Origin of the sequence: Rhodococcus sp. JS3073 (genome assembly GCF_026810085.1) — a bacterium.
Classification (GTDB): Bacteria; Actinomycetota; Actinomycetes; order Mycobacteriales; family Mycobacteriaceae; genus Rhodococcus_F; species Rhodococcus_F wratislaviensis.
Genome location: NZ_CP113951.1, coordinates 1,509,652 through 1,524,574 on the forward strand (window position 1 = coordinate 1,509,652; position 14,923 = coordinate 1,524,574).

15 protein-coding genes are annotated in these 14,923 nt (G+C 67.3%); 3 read left to right on the plus strand and 12 right to left on the minus strand.

The genetic code is table 11. The features are described 5' to 3' along the window. From nuoE to OYT95_RS07125, 10 genes are all read right to left on the minus strand, one after another. Positions 1-924: an NADH-quinone oxidoreductase subunit NuoE gene (gene nuoE / locus OYT95_RS07080; RefSeq protein ID WP_268791058.1), complete on the minus strand. Its 924-nt coding sequence runs from the start codon at positions 922-924 to the stop codon at positions 1-3. After that, positions 921-2,237 carry an NADH dehydrogenase (quinone) subunit D gene (gene nuoD / locus OYT95_RS07085; RefSeq protein WP_112299120.1) on the minus strand — a complete coding sequence of 439 codons (1,317 nt, stop codon included), beginning with the start codon at positions 2,235-2,237 and terminating at the stop codon, positions 921-923. Before nuoD ends, nuoE begins: the two co-directional genes overlap by 4 nt. Next, a complete protein-coding gene (locus OYT95_RS07090; protein ID WP_268792213.1) occupies positions 2,237-2,887 on the minus strand; it encodes an NADH-quinone oxidoreductase subunit C in 651 nt (216 codons plus the stop codon). Before OYT95_RS07090 ends, nuoD begins: the two co-directional genes overlap by 1 nt. Before the next feature lie 227 nt (positions 2,888-3,114). Next, a complete protein-coding gene (locus OYT95_RS07095; RefSeq protein WP_005239105.1) occupies positions 3,115-3,669 on the minus strand; it encodes a NuoB/complex I 20 kDa subunit family protein in 555 nt (184 codons plus the stop codon). A gap of 50 nt (positions 3,670-3,719) precedes the next feature. Further along, on the minus strand, positions 3,720-4,079 hold the full coding sequence (locus tag OYT95_RS07100; protein ID WP_005239104.1) for an NADH-quinone oxidoreductase subunit A: 360 nt from the start codon (positions 4,077-4,079) through the stop codon (positions 3,720-3,722). Between the two features lie 218 nt (positions 4,080-4,297). Continuing rightward, entirely contained in the window at positions 4,298-4,720 is a 423-nt protein-coding gene (locus OYT95_RS07105; RefSeq protein ID WP_268791059.1) for an Rv3143 family two-component system response regulator, read from the minus strand. 106 nt (positions 4,721-4,826) lie between these two features. Next, positions 4,827-6,035, minus strand: coding sequence for a serine hydrolase domain-containing protein (locus OYT95_RS07110; RefSeq protein ID WP_268791060.1), 1,209 nt, complete (start codon positions 6,033-6,035; stop codon positions 4,827-4,829). Positions 6,036-6,201: 166 nt separating this feature from the next. Further along, positions 6,202-7,101, minus strand: coding sequence for a restriction endonuclease (locus OYT95_RS07115; protein WP_268791061.1), 900 nt, complete (start codon positions 7,099-7,101; stop codon positions 6,202-6,204). 42 nt (positions 7,102-7,143) lie between these two features. Then, positions 7,144-8,547, minus strand: coding sequence for a chloride channel protein (locus OYT95_RS07120; RefSeq protein ID WP_268791062.1), 1,404 nt, complete (start codon positions 8,545-8,547; stop codon positions 7,144-7,146). Further along, positions 8,544-10,175, minus strand: a complete 1,632-nt coding sequence (locus OYT95_RS07125) for an amidohydrolase (protein WP_037231580.1) — start codon at positions 10,173-10,175, stop codon at positions 8,544-8,546. Before OYT95_RS07125 ends, OYT95_RS07120 begins: the two co-directional genes overlap by 4 nt. A gap of 138 nt (positions 10,176-10,313) precedes the next feature. Here OYT95_RS07125 and OYT95_RS07130 point away from each other — a divergent pair, with 138 nt between their 5' ends. Further along, positions 10,314-11,444 (plus strand): NADH:flavin oxidoreductase, encoded by a 1,131-nt coding sequence (locus tag OYT95_RS07130; RefSeq protein WP_268791063.1) that lies wholly within the window; start codon positions 10,314-10,316, stop codon positions 11,442-11,444. A gap of 9 nt (positions 11,445-11,453) precedes the next feature. On the opposite strand, the gene OYT95_RS07135 is transcribed toward OYT95_RS07130, so the two are convergent. Beyond that, on the minus strand, positions 11,454-11,975 hold the full coding sequence (locus OYT95_RS07135) for an OmpA family protein (RefSeq protein ID WP_037231574.1): 522 nt from the start codon (positions 11,973-11,975) through the stop codon (positions 11,454-11,456). A gap of 303 nt (positions 11,976-12,278) precedes the next feature. Here OYT95_RS07135 and OYT95_RS07140 point away from each other — a divergent pair, with 303 nt between their 5' ends. Continuing rightward, the gene (locus OYT95_RS07140; protein ID WP_009479155.1) at positions 12,279-12,416 is read left to right on the plus strand and encodes a hypothetical protein; all 138 of its coding nucleotides are present in this window, start codon (positions 12,279-12,281) and stop codon (positions 12,414-12,416) included. A 324-nt stretch (positions 12,417-12,740) separates the two neighbouring features. Further along, complete coding sequence (locus tag OYT95_RS07145) at positions 12,741-13,985, plus strand: esterase/lipase family protein (protein WP_268791064.1); 1,245 nt, start codon at positions 12,741-12,743, stop codon at positions 13,983-13,985. An 8-nt stretch (positions 13,986-13,993) separates the two neighbouring features. Here OYT95_RS07145 and OYT95_RS07150 read toward each other — a convergent pair whose 3' ends face one another. Continuing rightward, a complete protein-coding gene (locus OYT95_RS07150) occupies positions 13,994-14,764 on the minus strand; it encodes a CPBP family intramembrane glutamic endopeptidase (RefSeq protein ID WP_128639228.1) in 771 nt (256 codons plus the stop codon). Between the last annotated feature and the right edge of the window lie 159 nt (positions 14,765-14,923).

The window sequence follows — 14,923 nt, forward strand, 5'->3', positions numbered from 1 at the left end:
TCAGTCTCCCTTTCGACCCGGGTCGGTGGCCGCCGGATCCGTCTCGGAGGTGGACCGATCCGGCGGCACCGTCGCGGACGGGGCAGGCGCCGGCTGGTCCTTCGCCGATTCCGCCGCCACCGGCTCGGTGTCCCGCGACGGCGGCTCCGGGATCAGCGACGTCTCCGCAGGATCCGGCGCTGCCATACCCCGTTCGTGCGCCACCCGCAGGCCGGCCAGTGTGGCGTCGCCCGCGGAGCCGCCCTCCGCCAGCGCACCCGGACGCTCGTCGGGGAACCCAGCGAGAATTCTCGCGGTCTCCCGGAACGTGCACAGCGCCGCGCCGCGGCTCGGCGACACCCGCTCCCCCGAACGCAGGGAATCGACGAGCGAGCGAGCCGACTCCGGGGTCTGGTTGTCGAAGAACTCCCAATTGACCATCACCACCGGGGCGTAATCGCACGCCGCATTGCACTCGATGTGCTCCAGCGTGACCTTGCCGTCCGCGGACGTGCCGCCATGCGGCAGGTCGAGATGCTCCTCCAGCGCGGCGAGGATCGCGTCGCCGCCCATGATCGCGCACAACGTGTTGGTGCACACACCGACGTAGTAGTCGCCCGTCGGATCGCGCCGGTACATCGAATAGAACGTCGCCACCGCAGCCACCTCGGCGCCGGTCAACCCGAGCCGGCAGGCACAGAACTCGATCCCCGCCGGCGTGATGCAGCCGTCCTCCGCCTGCACCAGATGCAGCAGCGGCAGCAGCGCGGAACGCGAATTCGGGTACCGCGCGACGACGACGTCGGCATCGGCATCCAACCGCGCACCGACCTCCGGCGGGTACTCCTCACGCGCCCCCGGCCGCACCAGCAGCCCGTGCTCCTCCGGCCGGGGCCCGAACTCGATGAAGATGGGGGTTTGCTTCGGTGCTGCTTGCTCGGTCATCGGTCCACGCCCCCCATCACCGGATCGATGCTCGCGACCGCGGCAATGACATCCGCAACCATGCCGCCCTCACACGTGGCCGCCACCGACTGCAGGTTCGTGAACGACGGATCCCGGAAATGCACCCGGTACGGTCGGGTTCCGCCGTCGCTCACCATGTGCACACCGAGCTCACCCCGCGGCGACTCCACCGCCACATACACCTGGCCCGGCGGCACCCGGAAACCCTCCGTCACCAACTTGAAGTGATGAATCAGCGACTCCATCGACGAATCCATGATCTCGCGGACGTGCCCTGGCGAATTGCCCAGACCGTCGGGACCCAACGTCAGATCCGCCGGCCACGCGATCTTCTTGTCCTCCGCCATGATCGGGCCCGGCCGCAACTTGTCGAGGCACTGCTCGACGATCTTCAACGACTCCTTCATCTCGTCGACCCGGATCAAGTAACGGCCGTACGCGTCGCACCCCGTATCGGTGCTGACGTCGAACTCGTAATTCTCGTAACCGCAATACGGCTGCGACTTGCGCAGATCGTGCGGCAGACCCGTCGCACGCAGCATCGGACCCGTGATGCCGAGCGCCATGCACCCCGTCAGGTCGAGATACCCGATGCCCTGGGTGCGCCCCTTCCAGATGCGGTTGTCGTTGAGGAGATTCTCCATGTCCCGCAGCCGTTCCGGCATCAACGTGAGCAACTCGCGCACCTTCTCCACCGCACCCTCCGGCAGATCCTGCGACAAACCCCCCGGCCGGATGTACGCATGATTCATGCGCAACCCCGTGATCATCTCGAACACGTCCAGAACCAGCTCACGTTCCCGGAAACCGAACAACATCGCCGTGACCGCCCCCAACTCCATGCCGCCCGTGGCCAACGCCACCAGATGCGAAGAGATGCGGTTGAGCTCCATCAACATCACCCGGATCACACTCGCCCGCTCCGGCACCTGATCCGTGATGTCGAGCAACTTCTCCACACCGAGGCAATACGCCGTCTCGTTGAAGAACGGCGACAGGTAATCCATCCGCGTCACGAACGTCACGCCCTGCGTCCACGTCCGATACTCGAGGTTCTTCTCGATCCCCGTATGCAGATAACCGATCCCGCACCGGGCCTCCGTGACCGTCTCACCCTCGATCTCCAAGATGAGCCGCAACACCCCGTGCGTCGACGGATGCTGCGGACCCATATTCACGACGATCCGCTCCTCGCCGCCCTCCGAACCCGCACCACCCGACGACGCCTTCACCGCATCGACAACCTCGTCCCAGTCCTGACCGGCGACAGTGAAAACCGTGTCCTCGCTCATCAGTTGTACCCCCGCCGCTCGTCGGGCGGCGCGATCTCCGCGCCCTTGTACTCGACGGGAATGCCGCCGAGCGGATAGTCCTTCCGCTGCGGATGACCCGGCCAGTCATCCGGCATCTCGATCCGGGTCAACGACGGATGACCATCGAACACCATCCCGAAAAAGTCGTACGTCTCCCGCTCGTGCCAATCGTTCGTCGGATACACCTCATACAACGACGGGATGTGCGGATCCGCATCCGGCGCCGCCACCTCCAGACGGATCCGACGATTGTGCGTAATCGACAACAACGGATACACCGCATGCAACTCCCGGCCCACATCCTGCGGGAAATGCACACCATTCACACCCAGACACATCTCGAACCGCAGATCCGGCTCATCACGCAACGCCCGCGCCACCAACGGCAAAAACTCCCGCCGCACACCGAACGTCACCTCACCCCGAAACACCACAACCGACTCGATCGCCACCTCGAAACCCACACCCGACTCCGCCAACGCCGCCCCCAGCCCATCCGCGACATCATCGAAATACCCCCCATACGGCCGCGGCGTACTCCCCGGCAACAACACCGGACGCACCAACCGCCCGTACCCCGACGTATCCCCACTACCCCGCACCCCGAACAGCCCCTTGCGCACACCGATCTGTTCTGGGACATTGCTCGCTTCGCTCGCGGGCGCCGGGGCCTTGTCGTGCGGTCTTCCCTCGTCACTCACTCGCTACGCTCCCTCGCTCCTCAGTCCAGACCGCACGGCCCCGGCACCTTCTGCTCGGTTCGCTACGCTCCCTCGCTCCTCAGTCCAGACCGCACGGCCCCGGCCCCTTCTGCTCGGTTCGCTTCGCTCCCTCGAACCACGGCCGCTCGCTCCGGTCATCTCAGGAGGCCCTTCATCTGGATGGTGGGGGTGGCGGCCAGCGCCGCCTGCTCCGCCGCCCGTGCCACCTCCTCGCGGTGAACGCCGAGCGGCATCTGCTGGATCTTCTCGTGCAGGGTGAGGATCGCGTTCAACAGCATCTCGGGCCGGGGCGGGCACCCGGGCAGATAGATGTCCACCGGCACGATGTGGTCGACGCCCTGCACGATCGCGTAGTTGTTGAACATGCCGCCCGACGACGCGCAGACGCCCATCGCCAGCACCCACTTCGGCTCCACCATCTGGTCGTAGATCTGCCGCAGCACCGGGGCCATCTTCTGGCTCACCCGGCCGGCCACGATCATCAGGTCCGCCTGCCGCGGCGACGCCCGGAACGCCTCCATGCCGAAACGGGCGATGTCGAAGCGTCCGCCGGCGGTGGCCATCATCTCGATCGCGCAGCAGGCGAGCCCGAAACTCGCCGGCCACAGCGAGCCCTTGCGGACATAGCCCGCGAGCCCTTCGACCGTGGTCAGCAGGAAGCCGCTCGGCAGCTTCTCCTCGATGCCCATATCCGACTCTTCTCTTCCGACTTAGCTTTTGGATCGCTGGGGGGGACAGGTCAGTCCCAACTGAGACCGCCACGCCGCCACTCGTACGCGTAGGCGACGGAGACGTTGAAGATGAACAGGGCCATGGCCCCGAGACCGAAGAAGCCGAGAGCATCGAAATGGACGGCCCACGGATAGAGGAACACGATCTCGATATCGAAGATGATGAACAACATGGCCGTCAGGTAGTACTTCACCGGGATGCGGCCCGCACCCAGAGGCGAGAGTGTCGGCTCGATGCCGCACTCGTAGGCGTCGAGTTTGGCACGGTTGTAGCGCCTCGGACCGACGATCCTCGCCACGATCACGGAGAAGACCGCGAACGCGACCGCAATCGCCCCGAGCACGAGGATCGGCACGTAGACATTCATGCCGTCTCAGCTCCCCTCTTCCCGAGCCTGTCCGCCCGATTCCCGGACGGTCGTTTCCGAAGCTACGCTCTTGTGAGTTATGCCACAGCGTACAAGGGAAGTCGTCGAGCCCGGTCGATTTGACCGTGCGAGTTCCAGGCGATCTCGAAGTACGGAAAACCCCTGCGGCACAGGCGCTCGATGCACCTTCGCGCAGCGGGAAACGGAGTCAGGAGAGCCTAAGCTGAGAGGCGGGTGCGTAGCAGCGCTATGACCGCTTCGGACAACCGGATCGGGTCGAGCGGGTGCGGCACCGCGGCCTCGGCCCGCGACCACGTGGCCAGCCAGGCGTCGTCGGGGCGGCCGGTCAGGACCAGGATCGGGGGGCAGTCGTCGATCTCGTCCTTCAACTGCTTCGCGATCCCCATCCCGCCCGCGGGCACCGCCTCCCCGTCCAGGACGGCAAGGTCGATACCGCCGGCATCCATCTGCCGGATCACCACGGGCGCGGTCGCCACCTCGACGTACTCCAACTCCGGGAGGTCGGGGTGCGGACGCGTCCCCAGCGCCAGAACGACCTTCTGGCGGGTGGTCGCATCGTCGCTGTAGACGAGGACACGCAACCGATCAGGACGGCTGGTGTGGGCGGTCGCGTCGGTCACGGACCCGATGCTACCGGTCCCCCGCCCTCCAGACCGGAGGCTCGCGTCGATCGAAAAACGGCGCGTCTACATCGAATTGGTTCCACCGGCGGCGCGAGCCGCCCGGCTACAGCTTCTCGGCGATGGCGAGCGCCGTCGAGCCGAGCTTCGGCAGGCGGAGATCGGCGATGGGGGTCAGCATGTTGCCGAGCCGGTTGGTGACGAAGGCGATCGACAGCCCGGTGTCGGCGTCGGCGAACGCACCCGACCCGCCCAACCCGTAGTGCCCGAAAGTATTCGACGGCTGCCTGCGACGTGCCACCATCCCCGCGTGGTAGCCGAGCCGCCAGTTCATCGGAATGCCCAGAACGTAGTCGCGGGCCGTCGTCTGCACCTGACTCAGCGTCGCCACGACGTCGGGTGGGAGGAACTCCACGCCGCCGACCGTTCCGCCGTTCGCCAGCGCCCCGTACATCCGCGCCAGCGCGCGGGCGCTGAACACGCCGTTCCACCCCGGCATCACGCTGTCGTGGATCGCGGGGTTGCGGACGAGGGCGTCGAAACCGGCGGGCATCCCGGCGTCGGCCACGTTGCGCAGACCGGGCAGCCGCGACATCGCGAACGACGTGGCTCCCCACGGAACGCCGAACGGGTTGATGTGCGGGAAGGTCCTCGCGATCCGGGCACGCTCGGCCGGCGGCACCTCGTACCAGAATTCCTTCACCCCGAGCGGTTCGGCGACCTCGGTGCGCACCAGTTCCGTGAAGGGTTTTCCGGCCGCGCGGGACGTCATTTCGGCGACGAGCGAACCGAATGTCACCGCGTGGTAGCCGGGGACCTTCAGCCGACGCTGATCCGGGGTCGCCGCGGCCAGTGCGGCGCTGACCAGGGAATGGTCCATCAGACTCAGCGGTCCGGGCACGAGCCCGCGTACCCGGTGCAGTCCGGCGCGGTGCGACAGCAGTTCGCGCACCGTGATCTCGTCCTTGCCCTCGGCGGCGAACTCGGGCCAGTACTGCGCCACCGGCGCCTCGTAGTCGATGATCCCGCGTCCGGCGAGACGGTGCAGAACGGTGGACGCGACGCCCTTGCCCGTGGAGAACGTGAGGGTGACGGTGTCGTCCTGCCAGAACGTGTCGCGGCTCGCCCACCCGGCCCACACGTCGACGACCGGTTCACCGTGGAGATAGACGGCCAGCGCGCCGCCGCCCTGGCTGGCGTCGTGGAAGAGTCCGAAGAACTGGTCGACGAGCATCGCGAACCGCCGGTCCGCCAGCATCCCCGCCGGCGGCCGTACCGTGCGGCCCATCAACGGCCACGGCGATGTGGTCGTCATATCGACTTCCCTCGGTCGCTTTTCACGTCAGTGACATGTGCATTTAACTTCCTCTTTACACACGGGAAGACGCTGTCGGCACCGCTTCAGGGCCTGTGTGATCGCTTCGTGGCCATACCGCAACGGGAAAGAGTGTCCTGGCGCTGGGGCGGTGACCCGACGCTGATCATTTCGGCTCCAGCGAGTGGAAGTAATCGGACCTGACCTCGACGTCCTCGACGAGACGCGTGGTGGTCTGGACACCCAGTGAATGCTCCTTCAACAGGTCGCACAGCCGGTCGCCGTCGATGAGGTCGATCGGCGGTGCCCCGTCCCTCTTGGACTCCGTGCGGGCGTCACCGGTGAAGGTCCCGGTGGTGATGAGCAGGCCCTTCTCGCCGCGGCCCGCCATCGCGCCGCGGAAATCGCGCACCGCCCCCGCCCCGACGCTGCCGCTGTAGCGCTTGCACTGGAAGAACACGGGGAAACTGAGCAGCGACAACTGGTACACGCCGAGCCCCTCGATGTCCCCGTCGCCGCCGCGACCGGTGACGGACGCGCTCGAGAATCCCGCCTCCCGCAGCAACCGCTGGGTCAGCCGCTCGAACGCGGGCGGCGACATCTTCAGGACCGTATCGAGGAGGAGGTCTTTCCAGTCCGCGTCGTTCTCGGCCTCGGCGATGTTGGCATCCGGCTCGTCGTTGCGGCGGGACGCCGCCTTCGCCGATTTGCGGGCGGCATTCTTCTTGCGGTTCTCGGCGGAGAACTCGGCGTGCAGCGGTCGAATCTCGCTCGCGGCGACCTCGCGGCCCTTCTCCGTCACACTCCACACCCCGCGCCTGCTGTTCGTGAGCAGACCCATCCCCTTGAGGTAGGTACGGGCCCACGCCAACCGGTACTCGATCTCGGTGCTGGGACCGTCACCGTGCAGCACACCCTGCACGTCGGACGAAAGCCCTTCTCGCTCAACGACGGCGCTGTCGAGCTCCTCGTTGGACGCCGAACCACCGAGAGCAATGGCAGCCTGAAGCGCTGGCCAGAGGAGGTCGACGTACTGAGGAACGTGAACAGTCATGGCCACAAGCATGCCGGAATCCACCCGGCCCTCCACACACGGACCCCGATCCGATCATCCCGGGGCGAGCCGAGCCTCCGCACGGTTCTCGCGCTGCGCCCGGTAGATCGTCTTCCCCGATCGCCGCACGATGAGATAAGCGAGTCCGACAGCGATCATCCCCGGCACCAGCACGCCGACGCTCCCCGTCATCTCCGCGACCATCAACATGACCGCGAGAGGAGCGCGGGCGATACTGCCGAAGCAGGCCATCATGCCGACGATGACGAAGGGCGCCGGATTGTCGGGGACTCCCGGGGCGATCGGTTCCAGCAGTCGCCACACTGCGGCGCCGGTGAACGCCCCGATCACCATTCCCGGGCCGAAGATGCCGCCGGATCCACCCGAGCCGATGGACAGCGACGTCGCGAGGATCTTCGCGAACGGCAACAGCAGCACGACCCACAGCGGGATGGCCGTGAGGTCGCCGCGGCCCATGGACTGCTGAATCCAGCCGTAACCGCTGCCCAGCACCTCCGGCAACACGAGAGCCATCAGTCCGACGAGCAGCCCGCCGACCGCCGGTTTGACGATCCGGCTGCCCGGCAGACGGTGGGTGAGATCGACGGCCGTGTAGAACGTCCCGCTGTACAGCAATCCGATCAGGCCGCCGAGCACACCGATGAGCGCGAACCACACCAGCTGGACCGGGGTGTCGAACACGTAGTCCTGCGCGGCGTGCCCGAACAGTGGCCCGAAACCGAGGAAGCTGCCGAACACGGTGTAGCTGACGATCGACGTGACCAGCGCCGGCACGAGCACCTCGAAATCGAAGTCTTCCTTGTAGGGAATCGTGCAGCACAACACCGCGCCGCCGAGCGGGGCGCCGAAGATCGCGCCGATGCCGGAGCCGATGCCGATCGCCACGGCGATTCGACCGTCCCGTGGGGACAGGTCCAGCCTGCGGGCGAGGAGCGATCCGAAACCCGCCGAGATCTGTGCGGTGGGTCCCTCGCGACCGCCGGACCCGCCGGACCCGATCGTGATCGCGGACGCGACCAGCTTCACGAGGACGACCCGGACGCGGATCATGCGGGGGTCCCGGTGGACGGCTTCGATCGCCGCGTCGGTGCCGTGCCCCTCGGCCTCCGGAGCCAGCGTGAACACGATGATGCCCGATACCAGACCACCCAGGCACACCACGAGCGGGATCGCCCACGGTCTCGTGAACTCCCTGCTGCCGACCGCCCCACCATCGCCCGCCGCGGTCGGCGGGTGGTAGCCCCCGATGCCGACGATCAGCAGTTGCGTCGCTTCCGACAGCGCGACGTAGAACACGACCGCTCCGAGCCCGGCGACGATCCCGATCACGACGCCGAGAACCAGCCATTTGCGGGTGTAACCCGAAGTCCGGATCCAGTTTCCGGCTGACGTCCCGATCGACCGCAGAGCCCTCGACCCGGGCGCCACCCGGATCACTCCAGCTTTCCGAAGACCGTTCGACCCTCCAGGATCGTGGCGAGCACCTCGAGGTCCGCGATGTCGTCTGGCTCCACCAGGAGCGGGTTGGCCGACAACACGACGAGATCGGCGTGCATGCCGGCGACGATCGCCCCGATGGCGTCCTCACTCCGTAGGTGCCACGCCGAGTTGATCGTCTCGGCGCGCAGGGCATCCGGGACGGAGATCCGTTCCTCGGGAGCGAGCACGCGCCCCGATCGGGTGCGGCGGGTGACGGCGTCGGCGATGTTGCGCAGCGGGTTGGTCGGGGTGACCGGGCCGTCGTTGTGGAACGAGATCCGCTGTCCCGCCTTGATCGCGGAAGCTGCAGCCGCCCAACATGCTCCGCGTTCGGGGCCGAACAGGTCGTCGACGAGCACGTCGCCCCAGTAGTAGAGGTGATCGACGAAAAGGCTGCACGTGACGCCGAGTTCGGTCGCTCGGCGGAACTGGTCCGGGGTCATCGCCCCGACGTGCTCGAGCCGGAGTCGGTGATCCTCGCGTGGGGAGTCGGCGAGCATCCGCTCCCACGCGTCGAGGACCAGGGCGACCGCGGCGTCACCGTTGGCGTGGCAGGAGATCTGCCAGCCGTTCTCGAAGTACGGCTTGCTGATCTCGAGAATCTCGTCCTCCGTGTAATTGGCCTCGCCGCGCGTTCCGGCGAGCCCGAGCGACCGGGTGACCTCCGTGTCGAGGTACGGAAAGCTGGTGGCCGCGTTGCCCACCCACGGCGAGCCGTCCGACCAGATCTTGATGCCCACCTGGCGCAGCAGGTCGTTGCCGACCCCGGGTGACACCTCGGAGGCGCGCTCCGGGTTCGACATCTCGTACAACCGCAGTCGGGTGGTGAGCGCACCGGATCGGGCGATCGCGGTCAGGGCGCTGCGGAACCGTGGGTCGAAGGCCATTTCGCTGGCGGTCGTGATGCCTGCCGCGTTCATCCGCGCGCACTCGGCGGCGAGGAGTTCGGGCAACCGCTCGGCGGCACCCGCGAGGATCGTGGCGGCCACCACCATCACGGCGGGCGCCTCGAATGCCGAACCGTCCAGTTCACCCGACTTGTCGCGGCCGAAGCTGCCGCCCTCCGGGTCCGGCGTGTCCTTGCTCAATCCGGACTCCCGCGCGGCGACGTCGTTGAAGTAGGCGACGTGCCCGGTGTTGTGCAGGATCACCAGGGACGTGTCGGGGGCGACGGAATTGAGCCATTCGCGGGTCGGTTCGGGCAGCCCCTTCTGGAGCAGGGGGTCCCAGCCATTGAGCACGGCGCCGTCGGGGTGTTCGTCGACGGCGCGGCGAACCGCGTCGACCACGTCCCCCGCGTCGGCGATCGTGACCGGTCTGATGTCCACCACCGGTTCGCCGAGCAGCACCGCGGAGTTCAGCGGGTGACCGTGCGCCTCGATGAAGCCCGGGAGAATGCATGCGCGGTGCAGGTCGACCGTGATCGTTGCCGGCCCGATCAGCGGAAACACCGCGGAGTCGTTGCCGACGGCGGCTATCCGCCCGTCGCGCACCGCGACCGCCCGAGCGCGTGGCGCGGCGTCGTTCATGGTGACCACGTCACCGAACAGCACCAGATCGGCAGCTTTTCCGTCGTTCGTGCCCATCAGTGCACCCTCCCGTCAGACCGGGCGCGGGCGAGAGCCCACGCGCCGGCAGCGAGTGTCGACTGTGACTTCAGATTACAACTACACAGCAGGTCGTATGCAGGAATAGTGCGTAACCAAGATCAGTTGCAGACAGGCATGACCGAAACACCGCTGCCCGTGGACGGCCTCTTCGAGCCGTTCGCCGTCAAATCCCTCCGGCTACGGAATCGCTTTGCAATGGCGCCTATGACCAGGGCATTCTCCCCCGACGGCATTCCCGGGGACGATGTGGCGGCGTACTACCGCCGGCGCGCGGCGGGCGGGGTCGGACTCGTCATCACCGAGGGGACGTACATCCCCGACCCGGCCGCCGGATCGCACACCCGGGTGCCGCTCCTCTACGGGCACGACAGCCTCGCGGGCTGGAAATCGGTGGTGGACGCAGTCCACGACGAGGGCGGGCAGATCATCCCGCAGCTGTGGCACCTGGGCGTCGAACGTGGCCCGCAGCCCCGCCTGAATCCGGAGGTGACCACCGCCAGCCCGTCCGGGATCGCCCTCGACGGGACTCGCCTGGGACGTGAATTCACCGCGTCCGATCTCGGCGCGCTGCGCGAGTCCTGGGTCGCGGCCGCCGTCAATGCGCGCGACGTGGGCTTCGACGGCATCGAACTGCACGGTGCGCACGGCTACCTGCTCGACCAGTTCCTGTGGGACCGCACCAACGTCCGATCCGACGGCTACGGCGGGTCGCTCGAGGCCCGCACCCGGTTCCCCGTCGAGGTGGTCGCAGCGATCCGCGACGCCGTCGGCGAGGACTTCGCGATCGTCTACCGCTTCAGCCAGTGGAAGTCGAACCACTACGACTCGCGGATCGCGCAGTCCCCCGACGAACTCGCGGCGGTGCTCGCGCCCCTCGTCGCCGCCGGTGTCGACGTACTGCACCCGTCTACCCGCAGGCACTGGGAACCGGCGTTCCCCGAGCTGGCCGGTGACGACGGGGAACTCAGTCTCGCGGGTTGGACCAAACGGCTGACCGGACTCCCCACCATCACGGTCGGTTCGGTGGGTCTCGACGACGTGTTCACGACAGCCTTCACCTCGGACGGCGCCTCGAACACCGCCGGTATCGACCGCCTGCTCCGGCAGTACGAGAACGGCGAGTTCGATCTCGTGGCCGTCGGCCGCGCGCTGCTGTCCGACCCCGAGTGGGTGCTCAAACTCCGCGAGGGCAGAACCGCCGAGCACGTCCCGTACAGCAACGAGCACCGGGCGGTCCTGCACTGACCGGGCCGGTCAGCTGTCCTCGACGGTGATCTCCACCTGATCGACGTTGACACCTTCGGGCGGGTTAGCCGTTCCGTCGACCGAGATGCGGCTCTTGTCGACACCCTGCGCCTCGAGCGCGTTGGCGACGGCCTGGGCGCGCTGATCGGCCAGGAGTTCGGCGGCCGCCTCGTCCGTGTTGCTCGCGTAGGCCTCGATCTCGATCTTGCTGTCGCCGGCCTTCATGGCGGCGGCCACCGCCCTGACCGTCACGTCCGAGACGGCGTTGAGCTCGGCGGTTCCCGACTCGAATCCGATCGGGACCGCCGCGATGGCCGAGTTGATCGCGTTCTGCGTGGCCTCGCGCGCGGTGTTCACGGCGGACGACGCCGTGGCCTGCACGCTACTGATCGCGCCTTCCACCCGGTCGGACGCCGACGAGGTCGTCGTGGTCGCGATCGGAGCCTCGTTCGAACTGTCGTCGGAGCAACCGGCCGCGCCGAGCAGCGCGATGGCGGCGACCGCGATACCGGTGACGATGGTCTTGCGCATGATGGGTTCCCCTATACGTCGGTATGTCCGGAAGGCGCTACACGTCGTGGGACGAGGATAGCCCCGCCGACGCCCGTCGACGGTGGTATTCGGGCACTGCCCGGCTCCCACATCGTGGGATCCCGCCCGCCGGATGTGAATCCGGACACGGGCTTCTCACCTGGTCGGAACCCGGTAATTCGTCTCGCGTTTCATTTCGGTTAAACCCTCGGATTGCGATCTCATTTCAATAACGGTAGGAAGGAATCCGGCGCCCGCTCAGCGCCGACATAAATGCCCACAACCGAGCAAGGAGTTAAAAGCATGGATCTCGCCTTCCTGTCCGAATTCTTCTCCGCCTTCTCCGACCTCGCCGGTGCCCTGGACTTCTTCTCGGGTTCCGCCGACGCATTGGGCGGTGGCGCAGACGCCGCAACCGCGGCCGCGGCCACGATTGGCTAGCATTTCCGCTGGCACAAGACTTGAACACCCGTGACGGGGTTCGCACGCTCAGGCGCGCGGACCCCGTCACGGCGTTGTCGGCCCCATTGATCCGACTCAATCACGTATCTATCACGACGAGTAATTCACAACGTGAACATGTTCATTATCCGCGTCACCAGCGATTTTCCCGGAATTGGTCGGTCGACCAATTGAACCGGCCGTCGAAGATCAACTTTTCCGCTTCACCGTTGATTTATTCCCGAAATAATCGGCCGCGGGGCATATTCGCGACACCCTCGTAACACGCGCACATTTCAGTGCACATGCGTACACTCAAATCTCGTGACCGACGCGCAGATCAGACGCCGCACCGAGGTGCGGGCCCTCGCCCGGCTGGCCCTCGAAGAAATCGGGGGCGCCGCCACCGGCATCGGCAGCATCCACCGCGCGATCTCGGATCGCGTCTTCGCCGGGATCCGACTCGGCGTCGGCTCCCACACGATCCCCGCCAAGCTGCTCCACGACGAGATCTCGGGCGCCGTGTACGCACTCGTCGCCGACACCGCACGTCTCAGTGGTTCCCTCGCAGGACGGTTCCTCGACCTCCCGTCGCCGGAGAACGTCGCGCCGTCCCAGACTCGCCGCGGGGCCCAGGCGATCGCCGCGATCCAGGGGCTGATCGGCGACGTACTGGAATCCGAGGGGTCACCGCTCGCCGAGCCCCTGGCGATACGGGTGAACGGTGTCGCGCTCGCCCCGGACGCGCCCACGCTCGCCGACGCCTTCCCGCGCGCCGGCGGCCGCATCGTCGTCTTCCTGCACGGCCTCGTCGAGACCGAGGACGCGTGGTCGCTGGGCCGCCGTCCCACCTACGGTGAACGGCTCGGGACGGACCTGGGGTACACGGCGCTGCAGATCCGGTACAACTCCGGCAGGCACATCTCGGACAACGGCAGGAGCCTGTCCGACCTTCTGGATGCGGTCACCGAGAACTGGCCGGTCGAGGTCGAGTCGATCGCACTCGTCGGGCATTCCATGGGTGGCCTCGTGGCCCGCAGCGCCTGCCGGATCGCCTTCCTCGACGACCGCCCGTGGGTGAGACGGGTTCGGCACGTCGTGAGTCTCGGCTCGCCTCACCTCGGCGCCCCGTTGGAGCAGGCCGTCCACTACGCGAGTGCCGGACTGGCCGTGCTGCCCGAGACGCGCGCGATCTCCGGGCTCCTGCGCAGAAGGAGCGCCGGCATCCGGGATCTGAACCAGGGTTCGCTCGTCGACGAGGACTGGCGCGATCGCGATCCCGACACGCTCCGCGCCGCGGCGTGCAGCGAGGTCCCCCTGCTCGACGGCGTGACGTACTGCTTCGTCTCCGCGACCATCACGCGCAGCCCGAGGCATCCGCTGGGCCGCCTGCTCGGCGACGGCATGGTGCTCGTGCCGAGTGCGTCCGGCCGGAACCGGACGCGGATGATCGGCTTCCGCGACGAGGACGGCATGCACCTCGCGCCCGCGAACCACTTCACGATGCTCAACCACGAGTCGGTGTACGAGAAGCTGCTGGAATGGCTCGGCACGCCGGAAGCCTGCTGACTCCGGACTCAGGCCATGGTCGTGTGCCACACGATGGCGGCGGCGAGCGCACCCGCGCCGTTCAATGACCAGTGCAGCGCGATGGGCGCGATCAGACTGCCGCTGCGGCGACGGAGCCAGGTGAACACGACGCCCGCGGCCGCGGTCGCGACCACCGCCGCGAGGATGCCGAGCACCTGACCGAGGACGCCGCCGCCGAGGAAGCTGGACAGCCCCTTGTTGCCCGACGTCAGTCCCAGCGAAGACGCGATGTGCCAGAGACCGAACATCAGCGAACCCGCCGCGAAGACACCACGGGCGCCGTACACGCGGTCGAGGGTGCCGTGCAGCACGCCGCGGAACGCGAGCTCCTCGGGGATGACCGTCTGCAACGGGATGACGATCATCGACGCGATGAGCGCACCGGACAGGGTGGCGTACCGGTCGGCCATGAAGAAGGGGCGGGTGATCGGCAGGGCTGCGCCGATCGCCACGACGCCGATAACGAGTCCCATCGCCGCCAGCGCGTACAGCGAACCCTTTCGCCAGTGCCGGGGCGAGAGCCCCAGTTCTGCCCAGCCGAGCCCGCGGCGCCGCGTGAGAACGAGCAGCACGACAGCGGCGATCGGAACGGTGGCGATACTCGCCCACGCGGTGGTGAAGTGCGCGATCAGATTCGTGGCTGCGAGGACGACCACCACGATCGCGATGTCCAGGTAGGCATGCAGCACGGGACGCTTGGCGCGTGCACCGGACTTCTCGCCGTCGACAGTTCCGGCGTACTGGACTTCAAGGGTCATTCGGCCGGCCGATCTGCTTCGTGTACACGCATCAAGTCAAGTGTACGGATTCGCCTCCGAAACCTCTGTGAGCCACGCCACTGCGCAGGTCGAAGCATGCCCCCGCGTCACAGGGCCGCCGGAGCCCGCGGCTAGCCTGAATACGAACTTCACACAACC

Bases quoted from the DNA above. Each gene is read 5' to 3' on its own strand.
- OYT95_RS07135 (WP_037231574.1), bottom strand. From the start codon at position 11,975: ATGCGCAAGACCATCGTCACCGGTATCGCGGTCGCCGCCATCGCGCTG.
- OYT95_RS07100 (WP_005239104.1), bottom strand. From the start codon at position 4,079: ATGAATGTCTACGTGCCGATCCTCGTGCTCGGGGCGATTGCGGTCGCG.
- nuoD (WP_112299120.1), bottom strand. From the start codon at position 2,237: ATGAGCGAGGACACGGTTTTCACTGTCGCCGGTCAGGACTGGGACGAG.
- OYT95_RS07130 (WP_268791063.1), top strand. From the start codon at position 10,314: ATGACCGAAACACCGCTGCCCGTGGACGGCCTCTTCGAGCCGTTCGCC.
- OYT95_RS07125 (WP_037231580.1), bottom strand. From the start codon at position 10,175: ATGGGCACGAACGACGGAAAAGCTGCCGATCTGGTGCTGTTCGGTGAC.
- OYT95_RS07115 (WP_268791061.1), bottom strand. From the start codon at position 7,101: ATGCTTGTGGCCATGACTGTTCACGTTCCTCAGTACGTCGACCTCCTC.
- OYT95_RS07095 (WP_005239105.1), bottom strand. From the start codon at position 3,669: ATGGGCATCGAGGAGAAGCTGCCGAGCGGCTTCCTGCTGACCACGGTC.
- nuoE (WP_268791058.1), bottom strand. From the start codon at position 924: ATGACCGAGCAAGCAGCACCGAAGCAAACCCCCATCTTCATCGAGTTC.
- OYT95_RS07110 (WP_268791060.1), bottom strand. From the start codon at position 6,035: ATGACGACCACATCGCCGTGGCCGTTGATGGGCCGCACGGTACGGCCG.
- OYT95_RS07140 (WP_009479155.1), top strand. From the start codon at position 12,279: ATGGATCTCGCCTTCCTGTCCGAATTCTTCTCCGCCTTCTCCGACCTC.
- OYT95_RS07150 (WP_128639228.1), bottom strand. From the start codon at position 14,764: ATGACCCTTGAAGTCCAGTACGCCGGAACTGTCGACGGCGAGAAGTCC.